The sequence below is a fragment of the Xanthomonas sp. NCPPB 1062 genome, assembly GCF_041481705.2.
In the GTDB taxonomy this organism is placed as follows: Bacteria; Pseudomonadota; Gammaproteobacteria; order Xanthomonadales; family Xanthomonadaceae; genus Xanthomonas; species Xanthomonas euvesicatoria.
Genome location: NZ_CM192987.1, coordinates 820,799 through 843,009, shown reverse-complemented (window position 1 = coordinate 843,009; position 22,211 = coordinate 820,799). Strand labels below are relative to the sequence as shown.

Here is a 22,211-nt window from a genome sequence, read left to right as displayed (position 1 = left end):
GGCTCAGGCAGATTCAGGAGGAAGGGGTTTGCCGGTGGACGCGGGCGCCGGCGCGGTGGAGCCGCGCACCACCAACTGCGGCACGAAACCACGGCTCTGCAATTGCGCCGGTTGGTCGTCGTAGGCGTCGCTGCGCAGCTGGCTGATCAACAAGCGTGCGGCGTGCCGCGCGATGTCATCGGTGGCCTGTTTGGCGGTGGTCAATGCCGGCCACGACTGGCGCGAGAACGGGCTGTCTTCGAAACCGGCGATCGACAATTGATACGGCACGTTCATGCCGGTGGACTTGGCTGCGGCCAGCACGCCTGCAGCGATCTCGTCGTTACTGCCGAAAATGGCGGTGGGCGGTTCGCGCAGCGACAACAGCCGGCGTGCGCCGCGGAAGCCATCGTCGAAGGTGTAGTCGCCGGGAATCACCAGGTGCTTGTCCAGGCTGATGCCGTAATCCTTCAATGCCGCTTCATAGCCGGCGTAACGCTCGCCGCTGGAGCGATGTTGCGGGCCGCCCCACAGGAAGCCGATGCGTTGATGGCCGAGCTGGATCAGGTGCTCGGTGATTTCATAGGCGGCATCGCGGTCGTCGATGTACACGCACGGGCCGTCGCCGGGGTCGTCGGTGGAGGCGATGATGCGCACGCTCTTGATGCCGCGCGCGGCCAGACCGGCCAGCAATTCCGGGCGTTCGGACATCGGCGCGGTCAACACCACCCCGGCCAGGCGCGAGCGCTGCACCCATTCGGCCAGTTCTTCGGCCAGCAACGGCGAGGTGGAATCGCAGGGATGGATCTGCAGGCCAAAGCCGGTTTCCCGGCACGCGGCCAGCACGCCGTTCTGGATGCCGATGATGTGGTACGGGTTGGGGTTGTCGTACACCAGGCCGATCACGAACGGCGTGCCGCTGCGCAGATTGCGCGCGGACGGGTCGGGTTCGTAATCCAGGTCGGCGATGGCGCGCAGCACGCGCGCGCGCGTGGCCTGCATCACCGACGGCTCGTTGTTGATCACCCGCGACACGGTCTTCAACGAGACCTTGGCGCGTTCGGCGACATCTTTGATGGTGGGCCTGCGCATGGAGGTACCTTGTCCGTCGGAACGCATCATGCCGCCGCGATCACTTGGCCTGGGCCGGCAGGCCCACGCGATGACCGCGCAGCGAATAGAACAGAATGTACAGATAGCACGGCACCATCAGCGCAGCGAACACGACCTGGAAGTCGTAATGCTGCTTGAGGATGGCGAACAGCTGCGGAATGATCGCGCCGCCGGCGATGCCCATCACCAGCAGTGCCGAGCCGATTTCGGTGAACCGGCCCAGTCCGCGAATGGCCAGCGGAAAGATCGCCGGCCACATCATGGCGTTGGCAAAGCCAAGCGCGGCGACGAAGCCCACCGACACGTAGTTGTGGGTGAACAAGGCACCGAGCGAGAACAGCACGCCCAGCACCGCCGACACGCTCAGGTAACGCGCCTGCGAGATCACGCGCGGAATCAGTACCAGGCCGGCGATGTAGCCCAGCAACATCGCGCCCAATGTGTAGGAGGTGAAGATCTTGGTGCTGTCCAACGGGAGATTGAAGCCGTGCCCGTAGGTGCCGATGGCATCGCCGGCCATCACTTCCACGCCCACATAGACGAACAGGCACAGCACGCCCAGCCACAGGTGCGGGAACTGGAAGATGCTGGATTTCTGCACGCCACCGGTCGCGCCCGGCGTGGCGTTGGCCTCGGAGGGCTTGAGCTCGGGCAACGGCGAGAACAGCACGCCGATGGCCAGCAGCAGCAGGACGCCGGACATCACCAGATATGGCGCGTGAATCTTGGCGGCGAAGGCGGTGAGCAAGGCTTCCTTGGTCGCCGCATCGGCGCTGGCCACCTGAGCGGACAGGTCGCCGATACCGTGCAGCACCAGCGAGCCGATCAGGATCGGCGCCAGGATGCCGGCGATCTTGTTGCAGATGCCCATCAAGGCAATGCGGCGCGCGGCACTTTCGATCGGCCCGAGAATGCTGATGTACGGGTTGATCGCCGTCTGCAGCAAGGCCAGGCCGCTGCCGATGACAAACAAGCCGCCGAGTGCGCCCGGATACCAGCGCTGCGTGGCGAACTGGCCAAAGCCTGCTGCGCCCACGGCCATCACCACCAGGCTCAGCGCCAGGCCTTTCTTCATGCCGGTGCGCTTGAGAATCCACGACGAGGGCAGCGCCAGGAAGAAGTACGACAGGTAGAACACCATCAGCACCAGGAACGCATTGACCTCGTTGAGGTCGAACGCCAGCCGCACGAACGTGATCAGCGGCCCGTTGATCCAGGTAAAAAAGCCGATGATGAAAAACAGCACGCCGACGATGGCGATCGAGACAACGGGATTTGCGGGCCTGGCGGTAGTCATGGATCGGCTGGCTCTGAGGTTGTCGTAAGGAATGCCGTTGGCGTCAGCGGCGCAGTTCGGCGACGAAATCGTAGAAATCGTTATGGCAATAGGTGTCGGTCAATTCGATCGCGCTGCCGTCGCGGGCGTAGCCCACGCGCACCACGTGCAGGATCGCCTCGCCGGTTTTCATGCGCAGATGCTCGGCCAGCCGCGCGGGCAGATTGATGGCGCGGAAGTACTGCAGCGCGCGCACCACCGGCGTGCCCTGGGCATCGAGATAGCTGTAGAGCGAATCGCCGATCTGCTGCGGGTCGGTGACGATGCGCTGCGGCAACACCGCGTGCTCATAGGCCATCACGCGGTCGTCGGCGCTGCGCAGACGCGTCAGCGAGGCCACCGCCGCATCCGGCGACAAGCCCAGCCGCAGGATTTCTTCGCCATGCGCCGGGCGCAGCCGCCGTTCCAGCCAGCGCGTCCCGGGTTCATAGCCCTTGATGCGCAGCGTCTCGCTGAAACTGGTCAGGCCGCTGAGCTGATGCTGGATCTGGGTGGTGACAAAGGTGCCGGCGCCCTGCCGGCGCGAGACCAGGCCTTGTTCGACCAGCACATCCACCGCCTGGCGCAGGGTTACCCGCGAGATCTGCAGGCGTTCGCACAGCTGGCGCTCGGCCGGCAGCGCCTCGCCGGCCTTCCACTGCCCGCCACGGATGGCGTCGCTGAGCTTGGCGGCCAATTGCAGATACAGCGGCGTCGGCGCGGAAGCCTCCAGCGCCAGCGCATCCATCCTGGGGTCGTCGTCCGTCCTGGCATTGGTTCTCGGTTTGGCCACTGCCTGTCCTCCGGACCGACTTGGATTTGTTAGGTCCAATATAGTACCAATTTGCCCCGCGCGCATCAGACCGCGTGCAATCGCGAAAGCGCCGGATCGGCGACGCATCCGGCCGCGGCAGACCGGCTGCACTCGTTCGGCCGGCACCGTGCAGGCGTTCGGTAGCTGCTGCGTAGGTTGCGTGCGCGCTGACGAATGCCGTAACCACTCGCCACCGCACCATGACGACAGGTTTGTCGACGGATGCCCCGGCGTGTCGCTTAATCGGCCGCGATGGATGCGCCAGCGGTGCCGCGCGCACGTGCATGGTGCAGAAAACCGGCACTACGGCGCGCAGCCAGCCACATCGCCACTAGCGCAATTGACCGTGGTCGTTGCGCACCATCCCGCGCTCCGGCGTGGCGGCGAAGCCCAGCAATTGCAGGCCGACGCCCAACACCGCGTCCTGCGCCGGATCGACACGCGACTGTAGCTGCCAGCGTCCGTCGGGCCACAGTTGCAGCTGTGCTTCGGCCTGCACGCCGGCGGGCAATGCGGTGTCGGGCAGCAAGGTCAGCACGGCGGTGTGATCCACGCACGCCGGCTGCCCGGACAAGCGCAGCGGCGGCAGACCGGGCAGCTCGCCCGCACCGCTTGCCAGCACTTGCAGGCTGACCCGCCCATGCGCCTGCACGCAACCGGTGGCATCGAAGAGCAGATCCACCTGCTGCAGCTGCAACGCCAGATCGATCAGCGCCACGCCACCGGGCTGGCGCACCAGCAATTGGCCCCGTGCATTGCGTATGCCGCGTTGCGCCCCATCCACCAACCGCAGGTGCAGCTGTGTGGACTGCAACTGCACCTGGCGTTCGCCACGCACCAACGGCCAGAGCCGCGGCCGCACCGCCACATCGCCGAAGGCGATGCCTTGCCATTGCACCTGCCGCAACGTGCCGGCCCAGATCGGGCCCTCCACATCCAGCACCGAGAACGGCAGTCCCTCGCGCGGCAGCACCAGGCGCAACGGGACAAACGCCAGCAGCGCGACCCCCACCATCGACACCAAGAGCAAGGCCCAGCGCATGCGTGTCACGGTTCCGATTCCGCAAACCCGCAGCGTACGCGGAGTTGGCCCTGCTCGCGTGCCACGTGCAGTTGGGTCGGCGCCAGGCCGTGCGCCTGTCGCAACCGCTCAAGCCAGCCGAACAGCGTGGCGGCACTGACGGCCTCGATCTGCACCTCCACCCCGCCCGCGGCGCTGCGCTGTTGCGAGGTGATGTTGACGCCGGCATCGCGTGCGCTGCTTGCGATGATCTCGGCCAGAGCCGCTGGTCCCGGTGCGGCGGTGCGTCTGGTCGATGCCGCCTGTGCAGATGCATCGAGCACCAGCTGCGCAGCGTGGGCATAGCGCGCCCAAGCCCGGTCATGCCAGTGCCGCAATGGCATGTAAAGCGCATACCAGCCCACGAATGCCGCCAGTGCGGCGCACATCACACCCAGCATGCGCCGCTCACGCGGCGCCCGTGTCTGCCACCAGTACGTGCCGCGTTGCACGGATGTCTTCATCGCAATGGCTCCAGCGCCAACGGTGTCCGCATGCGACCGTCTTCGACCTGGCTGCTGCCCGGATCCACGTGCCAGCCGTCATCCGCAAGCCGCGCCGAGAGCTGCTGCAGGCTGGCGTCATCGGTGTGCAGCAAGGTCGCGCGCAACGGCTGTGCGGCGTTGTAGTCCAGCTGATCCAGTTCTGCCGCTGGAAGGGTATCGACTGCGCCGAACAAGGTGCTCAGTTGCACCGCCAGGCGATCGGTCGCCGTGCCGGCCTGCCGACGCGCCTGCAGTGCGGCCGGTACCGCCGCTGCATCGCGCACACCCAACTGCGTGGCGGCGCGGGCCTGCAGTACACGCGCACCGATCTCGTAGCGCAAGGTCTGCGCCAGCAACAGCACCCCCGGCGATAGCAGCACCAATGCGGCCAACACCGCCAGACGGCGCGGAGCGCGCCGTTGCTCAGCAGCGGCCTTGTTCGCGAACGGGTGCTGCAGGAGATCGATCGGCACGTGGGCAGCATTGCGCGCAAAGCAGGCAATGGACTGCGTCGGGTCGGGCACCGGCGGCACGGCCGGCACACGATCGCCCAACAGCAGACGCGCCGCCTCTGGCTCCAGGCTGCAGGCCAGCTGTGCGCCGCGGATCAGCCATCGGCCGTCCCAGTGCATCACTGCGGCCGTCGCATCGGCACCGGGCTCCAGCAGCAGGCAATCCGGCACCACCGCATCGGGAACGAAGCCCAGTTGCGTTGCGCGCGCCAGCCAGTGCTGCATCACCACGCTGTCCACTGCGGCGACCAGGCGCGTGCCATCGGCCTCAGCGCCAGCGGCGATCACCACATGCAAGGCCTGCGCGTCGACAGCCAGATGCTCGGCCAATTGCAGGCGCGCAGCGGCCCGCGATTGCGCAATGCTGCGGCCAGGCAAACTCAACCAGCGCAGATGGACATCCACACCCGGCACCACCAGGAGGTTGCGCGCGGAGGGCCCAGGCGGCGTGGCGGCCTGACCCATCGATTGCACTTGCCCCTGCGCATCCACACGCACTGCAGTGGCTTGGGCGGCTGCATCGGCTGGCAGCAACAACAACGTGGTGGTCATTGGTCAGAACTCCATTGGCGCGCGACCAGTCGGACCCGGCCGGCCGTTTCCTGTTGCAGCAACGCTTCCAGCATGACCTGCGCGCCGGCATGGTCGACCTGGCTGTAGAGAGAGAAGTAGCGGGTGCGTAGTTCGAGCTGTTCCAATACCGCATTGGACAGCTCGGCCTGCATCAGCGCCGGCTGGCTGAGAAACATCCTGACATCGCGCCATCCTCCAGCCGGCCGTGCAGCGATAACGCGTCGCGCGGCCGGCAGCTCCAGCGCTCCTCCGGTCAACGCCACCAGCACCGGTGCATCGTCCAGGCGCAGCGTGTTGATATTGATCGGCGACAAGCGCCCCTCCGGCAATGCGCAGACATACGGCTGCAGTTGCGCGATCAATTGCGGCGTGTAACCGGCGATGGCGCGCAGTTCGCTGACGCCTGCCAGCAAGGTTGCACCGGTACGCCGCGGCGCGGCGACCTGCAGGTAGCGGTCGTCTTCGGCGCCGTGCACGCCCGGCTGTGTGTCGGAGTCGATCCAGTCCACCAATGCGTCGGTCAGCGCATACGCCTGTTGCGGGGCGATGCCCAACACCTCGAGCAATGCGCGATATTGGCGTGCTCCCTCATCGCTACGCTGCCATTGTTCGGGCGCACCAACGACCACGCTGTTGAGATTGAAGCAGCCGCCGCGATCGCGCAGGCGCACGCTCACCGCACCGTCGTCCAGCGGAAAGCGGACCGGCTGGTCGTTCCAGCCGCCGTCCAGCGTGGTGCGCAGCGGATCCCGCTGGGACAGCGCCTGCAAGCGCTGCCGCGCAACGGCCTCGCTGCCCAGGGCGTACCACTGCGCCTGCGTCATCGCCTGGCCATTGCCGCTGCGACGCAGACCAAAGCGCAGGTCTTCCAGCACGGCCGCCATCAGCAAGGTCATCACGGCAACCAGCAGCAATACCGTGAGCAAGGCCACGCCGCGTTGCCTGGCAGGTACGTGCAGTGCCATCACGTGCGCCCTTCCGGCAACAGGAACAGTTGGCGCACGCGCCCCCAGTGCTCCAGGTCCAGCTCCAGTGCGACCGCGTCCGGCAATGCTTCAAGCCCGCCGCTCCAGCCATCGCTCCACTGCGCCCGGTAATGGAATGCCACCGCCGCCGAACGCACGCCGCGCAACAGTACCTGCGGCGTGCCAGCTGCCGCGCCGTCGAGCGCAGAGCGTGCGCTGCGCTCCAGCCGCCCATCCACGACGCGGTATTCCACGTATTGCAGCGACGCACGCGGTGCCTGGTCCGGATTGCTCCAGCCACGTCGCACAAACCCGAACAAGGGCCCGTACGTTCCGGGTGCACTGGCGACAAATGCACTGCGTGCGGCGCTGCCCTCGCTGTTGCGGGTGCGGCGCACGGCCGCCTGCTGCAGGTCGCTGCGCAGCAGGCCATGGGCCAGTTGAAAGTCGCGAATCTGTTGCAGCCGCGCGCGCACGGCATCGCGCTGGTCGATGCTCTGCCGCATCACCACCACCGCAGCTGCGGCCACCAACGCGAACACCGCCAGGGCCACCAGCAATTCGATCAAGGTGAAGCCACGCGCGCGTTGCTTGCCGATCATTCGGCGCTCCGCAAGACATTCAGACCGGCAACTTCCTGCGCCTGGCCTGCAGGGCGCACGCGCACCTCGATTTGCACCAAACCTGCCGCGCCGGCCGGCATCGACTGGCGCTGCCACTCCCAGCTGCGCCCGCCGAGCACCACCTGCCCGTTCGCCGGCGCGCGGATCGCGGCAGCTGGCGCCAGCGTCGCCTCGATCGCCTGATTTTCCGCCACCACCGCGGCCAACGCGCGCTCCTCCAGCACCACGGCGGTGCGGGTACTCTCGCTGGAAAGGTTCAACAGGCCGACCACCGCCATGCCGAAGATCGCCAGCGCGACGATCAGTTCGAGCAGCGAAAATCCACTTGATGCGCGTGCGTTAGCGAGATGGCGCATCGACCTGCACCACGCCTGCGGCATCTACCACGACCTGCATCTGTTGCCGGCCATCGCCCAACGCGATGCGCTGCGGTGTGGCCGCACCGGTGGGGTCGAAGCGCACACTTACGTGTCTGCTGTCGGCAGGCAGCTGCGCCTGGATGCCCTGCGGCCAGCGGACCGCGGCAAATGGCGCCTGATCCAAGGCAACCCACTGCTGCTGGGCCTGACGACGGAAACCATAGCCGCCGGCATCGATGCTGACCTCCACCATGCGCAAACTCATGATCGCCTCGTCGCGTGCATGCATCAGCGCGCTGGCCAGGGTGTCGGCATGATCGTGGAGATCGCGCCGCGTATCCGGCAAGGTCATCACCGCCAACGTGCTAGCCAGCGCGGCAATGACCAACACGGCAAGCACCTCGAGCAAGGTGAAGCCACGCGCGCATCGGTTCGCCACGCGCATCGGCATGCGCGATGAACACGGCCTTGGAGGGCCCAGCATTGCAGACACGGCCGTCACTCAGCGCCAGTTGCCGATATCGGCATTGTCGGCATCGCCACCTTCGGCACCGTCTGCGCCAAACGAGTACACGTCAAAGCCGCCATGGCGGCCGGGGCGCCGGTATTGGTATGCATGGCCCCATGGGTCTTCCGGCAACCGGCGGATGTAACCGCCCTGCCGATAGCGCTCCGGCCGCGTCAATCCGACCGGCGGGTTGAGCAAGGCTTGCAGCCCTTGTTCGGTGCTTGGGTAGCTGAGGTTGTCCAGGCGATAGGTTTCCAGCGCCTGCTCCAATACCGCAACGTCGGCGCGGGCTTTTTCCACCATCGCGCGATCCTGGCTGGGCATCACGTTGATCATCACCACCGTGGCGAGCAGGCCGATGATGACGATGACCACCATCAGTTCGACCAGGGTGAAACCACGGCTGCGTCGATGTGCCGTCAGCGAGCCAAGGCGTGCACGAGGGTGGATGGACTGCATGACGATCTCCATGGATAAGCGGACGCGCTCAACCAAGCGCGAGGGTGTTGAATTGCAAGATGGGCAGCAGGATCGACAACACGATCACCGCCACCACGCCGCCGAGCAGCACGATGATGGCCGGCTCCAACAGGCTCATCGCGGCGGCGGTAAAGGTCTCGAATTCGCGCTCCAGGTAGTCGGCGGCACGCTCCAGCATCGGCGCCAGGCGTCCGCTGTTTTCGCCGCTGGAGGCCATGTACAGCAGCGTTGGCGGAAACACCCCCCCGCGCTTCATGGCCGCGGCCAGGCTGCCGCCTTCGCGGATCGCGGTGACCATGCCGTCGGTGGCCAGGCGTAACGCGCGGTTGTCCACGGTGCGTGCGGCAATCATCAGCCCCTCCATCAACGGCAAGCCGCTGTTGACCATGATGGCCAGGGTGCGCGCCATGCGCGCGGCGTGCAGATCGCGGAGCAACCGGCCCAGCAGTGGCGCACGCAGTAACGCGCGGTCCGCCGTCAGGCGCAGTGCCGGGCGTTTGAGCAGCTGCAACGCCGCAACCACCGCAATCACCAGCGCGATCAGCAGCGGGATACCGGCATGCAGCAGAAAATGCGACACGCCGATCACCGCGCGTGTCAGCCACGGCAGGGCACGGCCCATCGAATCGAACTGGTCCACCACCTTGGGCACCACGAAGGTCATCAGCACGATCACCACCGCACCGGCCGTCGCTGCCAGCGCCGCCGGATAGACCAATGCAGACTGCAACTTGCTGCGCACCTGTGCCTGGCGTTCGAGCAGATCGGCCAGTCGTTCCAGCACCTGCGGCAACGCACCCGCGCTTTCGCCGGCGGCCACCATCGCCCGATACAACGCAGGGAACGCCTTGCCCTGGCGTGCCATCGCATCGGACAGGCGGAATCCTTCGACCACCAATGCATGCGTCTGGCTGGTGACCCGACGCACGCCGCGGCGTTCGGACTGGGTGCCGATGGTGCGCAAGGCCTCTTCCAGCGGCGCGGTCTCCACCAGCGTGGCAAGCTGGCGGGTGAACAGCACCAGATCCTTGCCGCTGAAGCGCGCTGCGCGGCCGGCCGTGCTGCCGGCCGCGGCCGCAACTTCCAGGCGCACCGGCACCCATTGCCGCTGTTCCAGCAGCGCACGTGCGCCGTGCACGCTGTCGGCACTGATGACGCCGTGCCGGTTGCGCCCATGCAGATCGAGCACGGTGTAATCAAATTGCGGCATGCGCGTCGTCCTGTTGGCGGGTCACACGCAGCGCTTCTTCCAGCGTAGTCAGGCCTTGCAGCACGGCAGCGCGTGCGGCATCGCCCAGCCGCGGCGCGCGTGCGAAGGCCACAGCAGCCAGCGCGTCTTCGTCGGCGTTGTCGCCGATCAAACGGCGCATCGCATCGTCTACCGCAATCGCCTCGTAGATACCTACGCGGCCGGCGTAGCCGCTGTGGTGGCAAGCGTTGCAGCCCACGGCGGTGTAGATCACTGCATCGGCCGGCGCATCCAGCAGTTGACGCGTGCCGGTATCGATCGAACGCTCGCTACGGCATTGCGGGCACAAGCGCCGCACCAGCCGCTGCGCCAGGATCAGTCGCAGACTGGAAGCCAGCAAGAACGGCTCGATCCCCATATCGCGCAACCGCGTGACCGCGCCCACCGCATCGTTGGTGTGCACGGTGGAGAGCACCAGATGGCCGGTGAGGCTGGCCTGCACCGCAATCTGCGCGGTCTCGGTATCGCGGATCTCGCCGATCATCACCACGTCCGGGTCCTGGCGCAGGATCGCGCGCAGGCCGGCGGCGAAGGTCATGCCGACACGTGCGTTGACCTGGGTCTGGCCGACGCCATCGATGGCGTATTCCACCGGATCTTCCACGGTGAGGATGTTGCGCGAGCCATCGTTGAGCAGGCGCAGCGCCGCGTACAAGGTCGTGGTCTTGCCCGAACCGGTGGGCCCGGTGACCAGCACGATGCCATTGGGCACCTGCAATGCGCGCTGCACGGTGTGCATCACCGCAGGTGGCATGCCCAGCTGCGCCAGCGACAGCGTGCCCTGCTCCTTATCCAAGATACGCAACACCACCCGCTCGCTGCCGCGCGTGGGCAACGTGGACACACGCACATCCAGTGCCTTGGCCCCCATCACCAGCGACACGCGCCCATCCTGCGGGATGCGTTTTTCGGCGATATCCAGCCGCGCCATCACCTTGACGCGCGACACCAGCAGCGGTGCGATGCGTCCGGGCAGCGTGGCTGCCTCGCGCATCACGCCATCCACGCGCAGGCGCACGCGCAGGCGCGACTCGTAGGATTCCAGATGCACGTCGGATGCACCCAGCCGCGCGGCCTCGGCGATGATGCCGTTGATCAAACGAATGATCGGCGCATCGTCCTGGCTGTCGAGCAGATCGGCGGTGGGAATGTCGTCGATCAACGAATCCAGGCTGCCACGCAGATCCAGCGCTTCCACCTGCACACCTTGCTCCAGCCCGGCATCGGCGTAGATCTCCGATACATGCCGGTCGAACACCGACGGCGCCAGCGTGCGCACCTGCAATGGCATGCCCAACGCGCGGCGCAACTCGATCAGGGCCTGCACATCGCCACCTTCGCGCAAACCGATCTGCGCGGTGGTGTCGCTGCCAAGCAGCACTACGCCGTGACGCTTGGCGAATGCATAGGAAATGCTGGCGCGGGCGCTGCTCATGGCATCAACGCTGCACGGGACGTGCGCCGGGCGCAGGTGGTGTTGCCGGTGCCGGCGCAACCGACGATGGACCGGCCGGCAGCTGCGGCGGCTGCGCACGCAAGTAGTCGCGCACCAGCGCATCCAGCGCCGCTTCCGGATCGCCATCGGCCAGCTGGCGCTCGCGCAGGTAGTTATAGCGTGGCGCGGTCATGCGCTGGGCATCGGCTGCATCGCGAATGATGGTAGGGCGAATGAACACCATCAGATTGGTCTTGTCGCGGTTGCGCGACTTGTGCCGGAACAACGCGCCCAGGCCGGGTACATCGCCAAGTAGCGGCACTTTCTCCACGGTCTGGCGGTCGTTCTGATCGAGCAGGCCGCCAAGCGCCACGATGGCACCGTTCTCCACCACCACGCGCGTTTCGATCTGGCGCTTGTTGAACACCAGCTCCGAGGATTGCGCGCTAACCGGCCCGGCAATGGCCGAGACTTCCTGCTTGATCGCCAGCGTGATGCCGCCGGCCGTGTTGATCTGCGGGCGCACTTCCAGCTCCACGCCCACGTCCTGGCGCTGGATGGTGCGGAATGGGTTGTCGTTGGCCGCACCGAGCACTTCGCCGGTGGTGATCGGCACTTCCTGGCCTACCAGGATGCGCGCCTGCTCGTTGTCCAGGGTCATGATCGACGGCGTGGACAACAGGTTGGAGCCGGTGTCGCTCTTGACTGCGTCGATGATCATGCCGAACACCGCGTCGTTGCTTTGCCCGGCCAGGCCGATCAGGCCACCGCTCAGGCCCAGCAGCGATTGCGCAGCCACGTTGCGTGCCTGTTCCAGCACCGAATCGTCGTCGGCATTGCCGCTGCGCGTGCCAGCCGCCGCCGCAGCCAGCGGCACGATGCCTGGCGAGGCGCCGCCGTATTGCGTGGCGATCAGCGGCACCGTGCCATTGCGGCCAGCCAGCAGCAGCTGCACGCCCAGGCGCTTGGCAGCGGTGTCTGAGATCTCCACCACGATCGCTTCGACCAATACCTGCTCGCGATGCACATCCAGCTGCCGGATCACATCCATCAAAGCGCGCTGGGTTTCCGGATCGGCATTGATGATCAATGCATTGGAGCCCGGGTAGCGCACGATCACCGGGCGCTTGCCTGCTGCCGGCGCGATCACCTGCGTCTGCGCCGCGCCGCTCGCCGCAGCCACGTCCAGCGCAGTGGAACGTGTGTCCTGCCCGGCCTGCGCCTCGTTGCCGGGCGTCTGCCCGACCAGCTGCTGCAGCACCGGCAGCAATTGCTCGGCACTGGCGTGCTGCAGGCGCACCACGCTGACGTCGCCGCGGCGCTCGGCGCGCCCGTCCAGATCGACTGCGGTGCGTACCACGCGCTGCACCAGTGCCGGGTCGCCACGCACGATCAAGGAATTGCTGCTTTCCACCGGTAACACCGACAACACATTGCTGCGCTCGCCGCCTTGCCCGAACAGCGAGGTCAGGGTGCGCGCCAGTTCCTGCGCCGAGCTGTTGCGCAGCGTCACCGTGTCGATGGCCGCACGGTCGGTGTCGATCTGCGCCACCAACGTGCGAATGCGTCGCAGGTTGTCGGCGTAGTCGGCAATCAACAGGCTGTTGCCTTGCGGCATCGCCATGATCACACCACCGCGCCCGATCAGCGGCTTGAGGATTTCTGCCGCGCTGCGTGCGTCCACGCGCTGCAGGGTGAAGACCTGCGTTGCAAATCCCAGGTTGCCGTTGGCGGCGCTACCCGGCTGCTGCGCGGCGGTGTCGTCGGGAATGATGCGATAGGTCGATGGCCCGCTGGACACCGCAATCAATCCATTGGCGCGCAACACGGCCAGCAGCATGCCCAGCAGATCGGCTTCGGACATCGCCTGCGCGCGCGCCACGTTGACCGAGCCCTGCACGCGCGTGTCCACGATGAAGGTAATGCCGGTGGCACGCGAGACGTCCTGGATGAAAGCGCGCAGGTCCACGTCCTGCAGGCGCACGGCCGGCGCATCGGCAGCGTGCAACGCAGTCATCGGCACCGCGGGCAGCGCGAGCAACAACGTGGCCGAGAGCAGCCAGAGCGGGCGAACAGCAGTCATTGCGGGCGCTTCAAGGTCATGGTGTGGGTCTGGCCGTCGCGGCGGTAGGTCAGCGTGGCGCTCTGGCCATCGCGCAATTCGTCCTGCAGCTCGCGCAGATGTTCTGCATCGAGCGTGCGGCCGTTGATCTGGGTCAGCACATCGCCCGGCGCCAGACCGGCCTGACGCAGCAGTGCGCCATCGCCGCGCGGCATGATGGTGAAACCGCCACCATCGGCGCTGGCGCGCAAGCCGGCACTGGCGAGCAGCTGCTGCGCATCGACGGCGGTGGCTGCGCTCGCGCCTGCTGCCGTGGTGACATTCGATTGCACGGCTGCCGGAGCAACGGTCGGCGCGGTTGCGCTCGTTGCTGCAGGCCGGAGCGATGCACCCGCAGCAGATGCCTCGCCCAATGCAATGCGACGCACACTGGCGCCAGCGCGCAGCAGCACTTGATCGGCCGCGATCGCCTGCACCACCACGCCGGGCGCAACCGTGTCGCCGACGCGGTAGACGCCTTGCCGGCCATCGCTACCGCTGAGATAGGCGGCCGCCTGGGTGCCGCCAGCACGCACGCCATGCAGCACCATGCCATCGCGATTGGTGTCGGAGGCGCTGCGATGGAACACATCGCGACGCAATGCGGACACGTCGAGAGTAGTGACGCGACCGCGCTGCGCAGTGCCCAACGGCCCGATCGGCGTGAGCACCAGCCACAACAGGCGCACACCTTGCAGCACCAGCAACGCAACCACGCAACACGCCACCGCCGTGCGAACGCCTGGCGCCAGCAACAAGGAATTCAACGAGGGCCAGGCGCGCTGCAAAGCGGACATCCGTCTCAGGATTTCGATTGGATGACAGAATGCGGCTGCAATGTGTCAGTTCGAAGAAACCGATGACACAGACCGACACACGGCGCCATACGACTAAACGCAAACGCCCGCCATGCAACGCACAGCGGGCGCTTGCGACACTGGCAACTGCACCTCAGATCAGAAGCGCGCTGTCACACTGATGTCATAGCTGATGCCAGGCTGGTAGGTGTACAGGTCCACCCGGTTGCTCCCTACCTTCTGGTACTCCTGGTACTTGGTCTTGAGCAGGTTACGCGCGGCAAAATTCACCGACACCGTCTCGCCGGACCACGTCAGGCCCTGCTTGATCACCAGATCCAGCGAGGTGCCCGGCTTGTCGATGTAATCCGGCTGCCCGGGGCGACCACGCGCGGACACCCGCTTGCCCACGTAGTTGGCGATCAACGTCGCCTGGCTGAGCGTGCGCTCGCTTTCCACCCCGATCTGCAGGTTGGCGATGTCATCGGACTGGCCTTGCAATGCCGAACCATCGCGGATGAACAAGGTCGCCTGCACCGGTGCGCTGAAGCCGAACGGCTGCACCGTATCGCCATCGCTGGCACTAACCTCGGACGTGGTTCGGGTGTAATTGCCGGACACGAACATGCGTTTGTCGCCCCACCAGTCGGCAGCGATCGGCAACTCCAGATACTTCTTGGCCTCCAGCTCCACGCCGTACAGCGTCGCCTTGGGCGCATTGATGAAGCTCTGCACGATGCCGCCGCCGGGGGCGTCGTTGACGATGGCTTCGATCGGCTTGTCGATGTTCTTGTAGAACGCGCCGACGGTGACGTATTGGCCCGGTTCGAAGAACCATTCGTAGCGTGCGTCCAGATTGACCAGCTCGCTGTCGACCAAAAACGGGTTGCCGAAGAACTGGCGGTCGATGTCCGGGTCCAGATACTGCTGTGGCGCCATTTCGCGAAACTGCGGGCGTGCGATGGTCTTGGAAGCGCCAAAGCGCAGCTGCTGGTTCTCGGCAAAATTCCAGGTGACCGTGGCCGACGGCAGCGCATAGCTGTTGTGCAACGGTGCCACACCGTCCTGGCGCGTGCCGCTGAAGATGTCGTACGGATGCACCGCCTGGGTGGCGTCTTCGTAACGCACGCCCGCCGTGGCGCGCAGCGTCGGCATGATCTCGCCCTCTGCCTGCAGATACGCCGCCTTGACCTTCAAGTTCGCGTCGTAGGCAGCCGCACCGAAACTACCGGTGGTTTCGCGCAGACGCAGCAGATCGTTGCTGAGGTTGTAATCGGAGAACAGATAATCCACGCGCTGGTACTGGTTCAGGAACGGCAGCGGCCCGTCCAGCGCCAGGAAACGGAATTCGCGGCTCCACGCGCTGCGGTCGTTGTCCAGATAGGCCAGCCCGCCCTTGACGGTGAGGTCGTGCTCCATCGGCAAGCGCCAGGTGACATCCACGCCACCGCTGGCCACCTTGTCGTCGACCTTGCTGAAACGCGTGTAGTTCTGCACGCGTGAGGCATCGTGCGCCCAGTAGCCGTCCAGCCGCTCGTAACGAATCCCGGTTTCGTAAGGCACATCGCGGCTGGCGTTGGCCACTGCCGCGCGCCATTCGATCTTCAGGTCGTCGTATTCGCCGAAGGCGTGCGTGCCGCGCAGTTGGTTGTTGATCAACTGCCGCGCGTACCACTCGGTGTTGTCGTCGCGCACGTCGAAACCTGCCAGTTCGTCGCGACCGGCGCGGCTGCGCGCCACCTTCAAGGTGTCGTGCACGTAGAGCGTGGTCCAGCCGATGGTATGCCGGCCATATTCCCACCCTAGCCCCAGCATGCCGTTGCTGCGCACGTTGTTGCGGGTGGTGGCGAAGTCGTAGTTGGAATTGAACTCGACGCTGTCGCCGACGAAGATGCCGTCCTGCTGCTTGCCGGTGCGCGTGCGCCATTCGTTGTCGTAGCTGGCCACCGCGATGATGCCCAGCTTGGCCTCGCCCACATCCATGCTGTAGCCGGCGCTGCCGCCGACATTGACGTCCGGAGCGATGCTGTCCTTTTCCTGCAGCACATACAGGTTGGCATCGTTCAAGCTGCGCCCAATGCGACGGATGTCCTCGCGCGAAAAGCTGCCCAGGTCGACCCGACGACCGGTCCTGATCGCATCGCGCAAGGCGGCAGGCTGCTTGCGGGTGCCATCATCAACGCCCCACTCGTCATCGTCTGAGCCGTAATAGGTCAGGCCTTTTTCGCCGGTGCTGACGCTGTTGGCGCCGCCACCCACGGTCAACGACAGGAACGGCTTGTCGGGGATCTCCATCGATTGCAGATCGATCACACCGCCGCCGAATTCGCCCGGATAATCGGCCGAATAGGTCTTTTGCACGGTCACGCTGGCCAGCACATCGCTGGGGAACAGGTCCAGCGGCACCACGCGCTGCATCGGCTCTGGGCTGGGCAGCGGCGAACCGTTGAACAACGCAGACGAATAGCGCTCGCCCAGACCGCGCACATACACATACTTGCCGCGCGACAGGCTCAGCCCGGTGACACGCGTCAGCGCCACCGCGGCGCTGCTGTCGCCGGTGCGCTCCATGTCTTCGCGCGTCACGAACGAGGCCACTTCGGAGGTTTGCAGCATCGGCTCGGGAATGTACTCGCCACGCACCACGACCTGGTCGAGCTGCTTGGGCACACTGGTACTGGCCGCGCTGGACGTACTGCTGCCGGCATCGGCGTCGCTGGTGGTCGACTGCGCCATGGCGGCGCCGGACATCAGCAAGGTGGAAATGGAAAGAGACAGGCCCGTCCGCGAGAGACGGGCAACAGCAGAAGTTCGCATCGTGGGAGCCCTGGCAACAGAAAGATGAAGCTGGACGCATCGCACGGCGACCGATGGCCGCCGTGCGATGCCATGCCTCAGCAGGGACGGTCGGCGGTCAGCCCGCAGGTCCAGCCCTGCCACCACGTATCGTTGGCATCGCGCACGCCACCGATGTAGTTCACCTGCTGGAAGAAGCTGCTCACCCCGTTCAGGCCCTGGAACGCCGGTACTGCCGATTCATTGGCGCCATTGACGAAGGTGTTCTGCAAGGTGGACACGCCGTTGGCGACATTGTTGGTGCCGGCTGCGAACTGGCTGGCCGCACGCGCGTCGCTGCCGAAGGCCGTCGGGCAGGCGAAGAACACCGAGTTGAAGGTGCCGAGCGTGTCGGTATCGGCCAGGTTGAAGCACACCAGGCCATCACCGGTGCCGCCGGCTGGGCGGGTGACCACCGAGTTGTAGAACGCGGCCTGGGTGCCCTGGTTGAGCATGATCGCCGCACCGGCGCGCGCGTTGCCCACGTAGGTGAAGTTGGCCACTTTCGGGCGCGAATACGGCTGGCGACGCAGGCTGCTCCACTCGTTCATGCGGTCGCCACCACCGGCGCGCTGCACCACGATGCCGAACTGCAGTGCACCGCTCCAGCCAGCATCGGTATCCAGCGAATCGTCGTCGGCACCGGTGATGACCAGGTGGCTGCCGTTGACCGTCCCGCCGAACCATTCGATGCCGTCGTCGGAGCTGTTGTGGATCTGCACATAATCCAGCTTGGTGCCGCTTCCCACGCCCGCCAGGGTGATGCCCTGCAATTCGTTGTTGGGCGAAATTTCGAAGCCCGAATACATCACGCGCAGGTAGCGCATCGACCCGCTGTTGTCGGTAGCGTTGTTGCCGCCATAGAACGCGTTGGTCCCCTCGACCTGCGCCTGACATTCCGGCGTCCCCGACACCGTGGTGCCCGGGCAGTTGTTGATCGCCGCGCGCCCCAGCACCACGATGCCGCCCCACAGGCCGATGGTATTGGCACTGACCGTGCTCTCCAGCGCCTGACGTGCGGTGAAGACGATCGGCGCAGTCGCACTGCCTTCGGCAAAGATCTGCGAACCGCGATTGACCACGATGTAGTCGCTACCGGCCGACCCGAACAGGGTCACGCCCGGCTCGATGGTCAAGACACCCTGCGTGCTGCCGGCGGCCGGTGCGGTGGCGTTGCCGCCGCGGTCGGTGCCGACATTGACGCGGCCGCTGATCGAGTAAACGGTGCCCGCGCGCGCCGGCACCACCAGGTTGCCATTGATGGTTTCCGGCAACTGGCAGGCGCGTAGCGTGTTGTTGGCGATGGTGCCGACGTTGGAAAAACCGCTCGGGCAATCGGCGGCCGGGCCGCTCGGTGCGGGTGCCGGCGTTGGTGCAGGCGTGGGCGCCGGCGTCGGTGTGGGGGCCGGTGCCGGCGGGAATGCGCCTTCACCTGGCGAGGCGACACGGTCGGCTCCGCCACCACAGGCCGACAGCGCCAGTGCGGTACCAAAGGTCATGAGAAGTGTCTTGCTGCTGTTGCGAACGGCCATGCGGCTGATCTCCAGGTCAAAGGTCGGTATGAAGAGGAGTCGTCAAGAATTGGTGGCGTTCCGCGCACTGCAGTGGCGAGCACGTTCAAGATCCCCGTCACTTTTATAGAGGGCATCTGTTTCATTTGTCTTACCACGACACAATTGACATACGAATGCCACATGCCGACATGCACTGTAGAGCGATGACACACACCGATATCCCGACCCCGCTGGCCGACTGGATCGTGGCGCAGGCCGTGGCCGGCCATCCGCCCGAGCAAGCGCTACAGCCGCTACTGGATCAGGGCTGGAACGAACAGGACGCCATCGATGCGGTCGAGGCACTGGTCCGTGCCCACATCCGGCAACACGCGCAAGCGAACGGCTTGCCGATGCCGGTGCGCGTGCCCGCGTTGCAACAAGACGCCGATGCCTCGCTGCTTGCGTTGGGCGACCGCGATGTGCGCGTGTTGGTCAGCCTGTTGCTGCCGCGCGTGGTGGTACTCGGCGGCTTTCTTTCCGACGAGGAATGCGATGCATTGATCGCCTTGGCCCAGCCGCATCTGGCGCGCTCGCGCACCGTGGACAATGCAAACGGAGAGCACGTGGTGCATGCCGCGCGCACCAGCGACAGCATGTGCCTGCGCCTTGGCCAGGATGCGCTGTGTCAACGTATCGAAGCGCGCATCGCGCGCCTGCTCGACTGGCCGGTCGATCACGGCGAAGGGTTGCAGGTGCTGCGCTACGCCACCGGTGCGGAATACCGGCCGCATTACGATTACTTCGATCCGGACGCAGCCGGCACCCCGGTGTTGGTGCAGGCCGGCGGGCAACGCGTCGCCTCGCTTGTGATGTACCTCAACACGCCAGAACGCGGCGGTGCGACGCGTTTTCCTGATGCGCATCTGGATGTCGCTGCGGTCAAGGGCAATGCAGTGTTTTTCAGCTACGACCGCCCGCACCCGATGACACGCAGCCTGCACGCCGGTGCGCCGGTATTGGCCGGCGACAAGTGGGTAGCCACCAAGTGGCTGCGCGAGCGCGCAGTGCGCATGCCCGGATAAGCACCGCAACAACGCGCCGGCGGGATCGACCCCGTCCGCCGCCAGCGCGGAGCGACACGGCACCTGCATCGCCTGCAGTGCTGTGGCTGTTGGCAGTTCCCCACGCTGCGAGCGGCGCATCGCCGACACGCAAGCGGCCCATCAGGCGTTGCAACACGATCACTTGCTGATCGTCCCCAAAGGCGGCAGCAGCGCGACGCGAATTGAATTTGTCAGAATATGTTATAACATGTCATTACTGACACGATTCCATTGGCCCGCAGGTATTGCCCGCTTCATGAAGATCCATCCCCTCGTGGCGACTGTCGCCGCTCTGTTGTTTGCTGCCGACGCACGCGCGCAGTCCTCCGATTCGGCGCTGACGCTCGGCAAGGTCGACGTCCACCAGCATCACGAAGGCCAGCTCAGTGCGCATCAGGTGCTGACGTCGGTGGATGTCCTGGGCGCCGACCAGATCGAGGACAAGAACGTGTCCTATAGCTGGGAACTGCTCGGGCAGATGCCGGGTATCCAGTTGACCGAAACCCGCCAGGGCGCCGAATCGGGCAAGGTCAGCTTCCGCGCCTTCAACGGCGAGGGCTATCTCAATGCGATCAAGACCTTGATCGACGGTATTCCCAGCAACGTCAACAGCGGCAATCAGCGCTTCATCGACATGCTGTTTCCGCTGGAGATCAGCTACATCGAGGTGGTGCGTGGCACCAACGATCCGCGCTATGGGCTGCACAACATCGGCGGCAACATCAACTTCGGCACCCGCCAGGGCGGCAGTTACACCGATGCCCGCGTGGCCTACGGCAGTTACGCCAGCCGCGATGCGCAGATCGCGATAGGGCGCGAACGCGACGGATTCGCGCAGAACTACTTCATCGGCGCACAGGCATCGAATGGCTATCGTGCGCACGATCGCTCCAGCAAGCATGTGCTGGGCGGCAAATGGTTCTACGGCAGTCTCGACGACGGCATGCGCATCGGCCTGACGGCACGCGCGTACCGCACCCAGGCCGACGAGCCGGGCTTCATGACCGCAGCAGAGTTGCAGGAGGATCGTCGCAACTCGGACCGCCGCAACCGCAACGATGGCGACGACCGCGACATGCAGCAGCTCGGCGTGCATCTGGACCTGAAACTGACCGATACCCTGTTCCTGGGCAGCAAGCTTTACTACAACCGCTACGAGGACGACCGCCGGGTGACCTTCAGCGACCTGCCCACCGGCAATGCCCCGCGCCAGCGTCGGCGCTGGAACGAAACGCAGGTGGGCATGCTCAACACCCTGACCTGGCGCGCCAACGACCTGCTGACCTTGGAAGGCGGCATCAACTACGAACATCAGGACAATGCGTACCGGCGCGAACGCTTCAACTATGCCGAGCCCACCGACTTTGCCGCAGTGCCAGCGCGCATCCAGAACGACGACCGCTATACCTTCGACAATTGGGGCGCCTACGTACAGGCCATCTATCAGCCGGTCGAGGCCCTGAAGCTGGTGCCGGCCTATCGCGTGGACCGCTTCGACGGCGACACACAGCTACCGGGTGCGGTGCGCGCACCGCTGCAGCGTTACGGCAGTATCGGGCAACCCAAACTCAGCGTGATGTACGCCCTGACGCCCAGCATCAACGTGTACGCCAACTGGGGCCGTACCTTCCAGGTGTTGACCGGCTCCACCGCCCCGGCCTATCTCACCCCGGGGCAAGCCGGCATCCGCCCTTCCACCAACACCGGCGTCGAGGTGGGTATGAAATTCAGCCCATTTGCAGGCAGCCAGGCGCGTATCGCCGTCTGGCAACAGGATGCGGAAAACGAGGTGTCGAACATGCCGGCCACCGGCACCACCGTCACCTTGGGCAAGACGCGTCGCCGCGGCGTGGATGCGCAGATCAGCGCACAGCTGGGCGATCGCTGGACGCTCTGGGCATCGCATGCCTACCAGGAAGCCAAGATCACCCGCGACGACCGCGTCGCCCCGCTTTCGCTGCAAGGCAACGAAGTCATCGCCACGCCCCGCTACATCAGCAACATCGGCGTGGATTACCGCGCGACAGAGGCGTTGCAACTGGGCCTGCAGGGACGCGCCCAGGGCAACTACTACCTCGAAGAGCGCAACGTGGCGGGCAAGTACGGCGGCTTTGCAACGCTCGACCTCACCGCGCGCTATACGATCAACCCGAACTGGAGCGTGGACGTGCAGGTCCGCAATGCCACCGGTCGCGAGTATGCCTACGTGTGGTACGACAGCTTCTTCTGGGCACAGGCACAGCCCATGTTCTCGCCAGCGGCCGGACGGCAGCTGTATCTCGGGCTGAGAATGAAGCTGTAACGGCCGCGGCAGCGGTGGCGAGGTGCGAACCACGGGTCCGCGATGCAGCGTAGCGGCTGCACAAGCCGTCATCGCCAAGCCGGCACCTGGCGCCCCGCCGCGGCTTC

19 protein-coding genes are annotated in these 22,211 nt (G+C 65.8%); 2 read left to right on the top strand and 17 right to left on the bottom strand.

Annotated features, from left to right (window positions below; all coding sequences use genetic code 11):
- Positions 1-3 precede the first annotated feature (3 nt).
- The 17 genes from ACCQ16_RS03625 to ACCQ16_RS03545 all read right to left on the bottom strand — a co-directional run bounded on the left by ACCQ16_RS03625 (position 4) and on the right by ACCQ16_RS03545 (position 18,735).
- Positions 4-1,071 (bottom strand): LacI family DNA-binding transcriptional regulator, encoded by a 1,068-nt coding sequence (locus ACCQ16_RS03625; RefSeq protein ID WP_003482633.1) that lies wholly within the window; start codon positions 1,069-1,071, stop codon positions 4-6.
- Between the two features lie 40 nt (positions 1,072-1,111).
- Positions 1,112-2,389: a sugar MFS transporter gene (locus ACCQ16_RS03620; RefSeq protein WP_008576740.1), complete on the bottom strand. Its 1,278-nt coding sequence runs from the start codon at positions 2,387-2,389 to the stop codon at positions 1,112-1,114.
- A 43-nt stretch (positions 2,390-2,432) separates the two neighbouring features.
- Positions 2,433-3,155 carry a GntR family transcriptional regulator gene (locus tag ACCQ16_RS03615; RefSeq protein WP_008576739.1) on the bottom strand — a complete coding sequence of 241 codons (723 nt, stop codon included), beginning with the start codon at positions 3,153-3,155 and terminating at the stop codon, positions 2,433-2,435.
- A 397-nt stretch (positions 3,156-3,552) separates the two neighbouring features.
- The gene (gene gspN, locus ACCQ16_RS03610; protein ID WP_218490015.1) at positions 3,553-4,263 is read right to left on the bottom strand and encodes a type II secretion system protein N; all 711 of its coding nucleotides are present in this window, start codon (positions 4,261-4,263) and stop codon (positions 3,553-3,555) included.
- A gap of 5 nt (positions 4,264-4,268) precedes the next feature.
- Positions 4,269-4,745 (bottom strand): type II secretion system protein M, encoded by a 477-nt coding sequence (locus ACCQ16_RS03605; RefSeq protein WP_071117851.1) that lies wholly within the window; start codon positions 4,743-4,745, stop codon positions 4,269-4,271.
- Positions 4,742-5,830 (bottom strand): type II secretion system protein GspL, encoded by a 1,089-nt coding sequence (gspL, locus tag ACCQ16_RS03600; RefSeq protein WP_218489918.1) that lies wholly within the window; start codon positions 5,828-5,830, stop codon positions 4,742-4,744. The genes ACCQ16_RS03605 and gspL overlap by 4 nt, the downstream gene beginning before the upstream one ends.
- Entirely contained in the window at positions 5,827-6,816 is a 990-nt protein-coding gene (gene gspK / locus ACCQ16_RS03595; RefSeq protein WP_057682136.1) for a type II secretion system minor pseudopilin GspK, read from the bottom strand. The genes gspL and gspK overlap by 4 nt, the downstream gene beginning before the upstream one ends.
- On the bottom strand, positions 6,816-7,418 hold the full coding sequence (gene gspJ / locus ACCQ16_RS03590; RefSeq protein ID WP_277573329.1) for a type II secretion system minor pseudopilin GspJ: 603 nt from the start codon (positions 7,416-7,418) through the stop codon (positions 6,816-6,818). Before gspJ ends, gspK begins: the two co-directional genes overlap by 1 nt.
- Positions 7,415-7,795, bottom strand: a complete 381-nt coding sequence (gspI, locus tag ACCQ16_RS03585; protein WP_184420427.1) for a type II secretion system minor pseudopilin GspI — start codon at positions 7,793-7,795, stop codon at positions 7,415-7,417. The genes gspJ and gspI overlap by 4 nt, the downstream gene beginning before the upstream one ends.
- Positions 7,779-8,243 carry a GspH/FimT family pseudopilin gene (locus ACCQ16_RS03580; RefSeq protein ID WP_218504876.1) on the bottom strand — a complete coding sequence of 155 codons (465 nt, stop codon included), beginning with the start codon at positions 8,241-8,243 and terminating at the stop codon, positions 7,779-7,781. Before ACCQ16_RS03580 ends, gspI begins: the two co-directional genes overlap by 17 nt.
- 57 nt (positions 8,244-8,300) lie before the next feature.
- The gene (gene gspG, locus ACCQ16_RS03575) at positions 8,301-8,765 is read right to left on the bottom strand and encodes a type II secretion system major pseudopilin GspG (RefSeq protein WP_014089352.1); all 465 of its coding nucleotides are present in this window, start codon (positions 8,763-8,765) and stop codon (positions 8,301-8,303) included.
- A gap of 28 nt (positions 8,766-8,793) precedes the next feature.
- The gene (gene gspF / locus ACCQ16_RS03570) at positions 8,794-9,996 is read right to left on the bottom strand and encodes a type II secretion system inner membrane protein GspF (RefSeq protein ID WP_277573328.1); all 1,203 of its coding nucleotides are present in this window, start codon (positions 9,994-9,996) and stop codon (positions 8,794-8,796) included.
- Positions 9,983-11,470, bottom strand: coding sequence for a type II secretion system ATPase GspE (gene gspE / locus ACCQ16_RS03565; RefSeq protein WP_277573327.1), 1,488 nt, complete (start codon positions 11,468-11,470; stop codon positions 9,983-9,985). Before gspE ends, gspF begins: the two co-directional genes overlap by 14 nt.
- A 4-nt stretch (positions 11,471-11,474) precedes the next feature.
- Positions 11,475-13,553: a type II secretion system secretin GspD gene (gspD, locus tag ACCQ16_RS03560; protein WP_122273290.1), complete on the bottom strand. Its 2,079-nt coding sequence runs from the start codon at positions 13,551-13,553 to the stop codon at positions 11,475-11,477.
- A complete protein-coding gene (locus ACCQ16_RS03555) occupies positions 13,550-14,368 on the bottom strand; it encodes a type II secretion system protein N (protein WP_008572136.1) in 819 nt (272 codons plus the stop codon). The genes gspD and ACCQ16_RS03555 overlap by 4 nt, the downstream gene beginning before the upstream one ends.
- A gap of 159 nt (positions 14,369-14,527) precedes the next feature.
- On the bottom strand, positions 14,528-17,185 hold the full coding sequence (locus ACCQ16_RS03550; protein WP_277573326.1) for a TonB-dependent receptor domain-containing protein: 2,658 nt from the start codon (positions 17,183-17,185) through the stop codon (positions 14,528-14,530).
- A gap of 77 nt (positions 17,186-17,262) precedes the next feature.
- Positions 17,263-18,735, bottom strand: a complete 1,473-nt coding sequence (locus ACCQ16_RS03545) for a beta-helix domain-containing protein (RefSeq protein ID WP_011346363.1) — start codon at positions 18,733-18,735, stop codon at positions 17,263-17,265.
- Between the two features lie 185 nt (positions 18,736-18,920).
- Here ACCQ16_RS03545 and ACCQ16_RS03540 point away from each other — a divergent pair, with 185 nt between their 5' ends.
- Together ACCQ16_RS03540 and ACCQ16_RS03535 are read left to right on the top strand one after the other, a co-directional pair.
- On the top strand, positions 18,921-19,781 hold the full coding sequence (locus tag ACCQ16_RS03540; RefSeq protein ID WP_065627571.1) for a 2OG-Fe(II) oxygenase: 861 nt from the start codon (positions 18,921-18,923) through the stop codon (positions 19,779-19,781).
- A gap of 277 nt (positions 19,782-20,058) precedes the next feature.
- On the top strand, positions 20,059-22,104 hold the full coding sequence (locus ACCQ16_RS03535) for a TonB-dependent receptor (protein WP_372380209.1): 2,046 nt from the start codon (positions 20,059-20,061) through the stop codon (positions 22,102-22,104).
- Positions 22,105-22,211 lie beyond the last annotated feature (107 nt).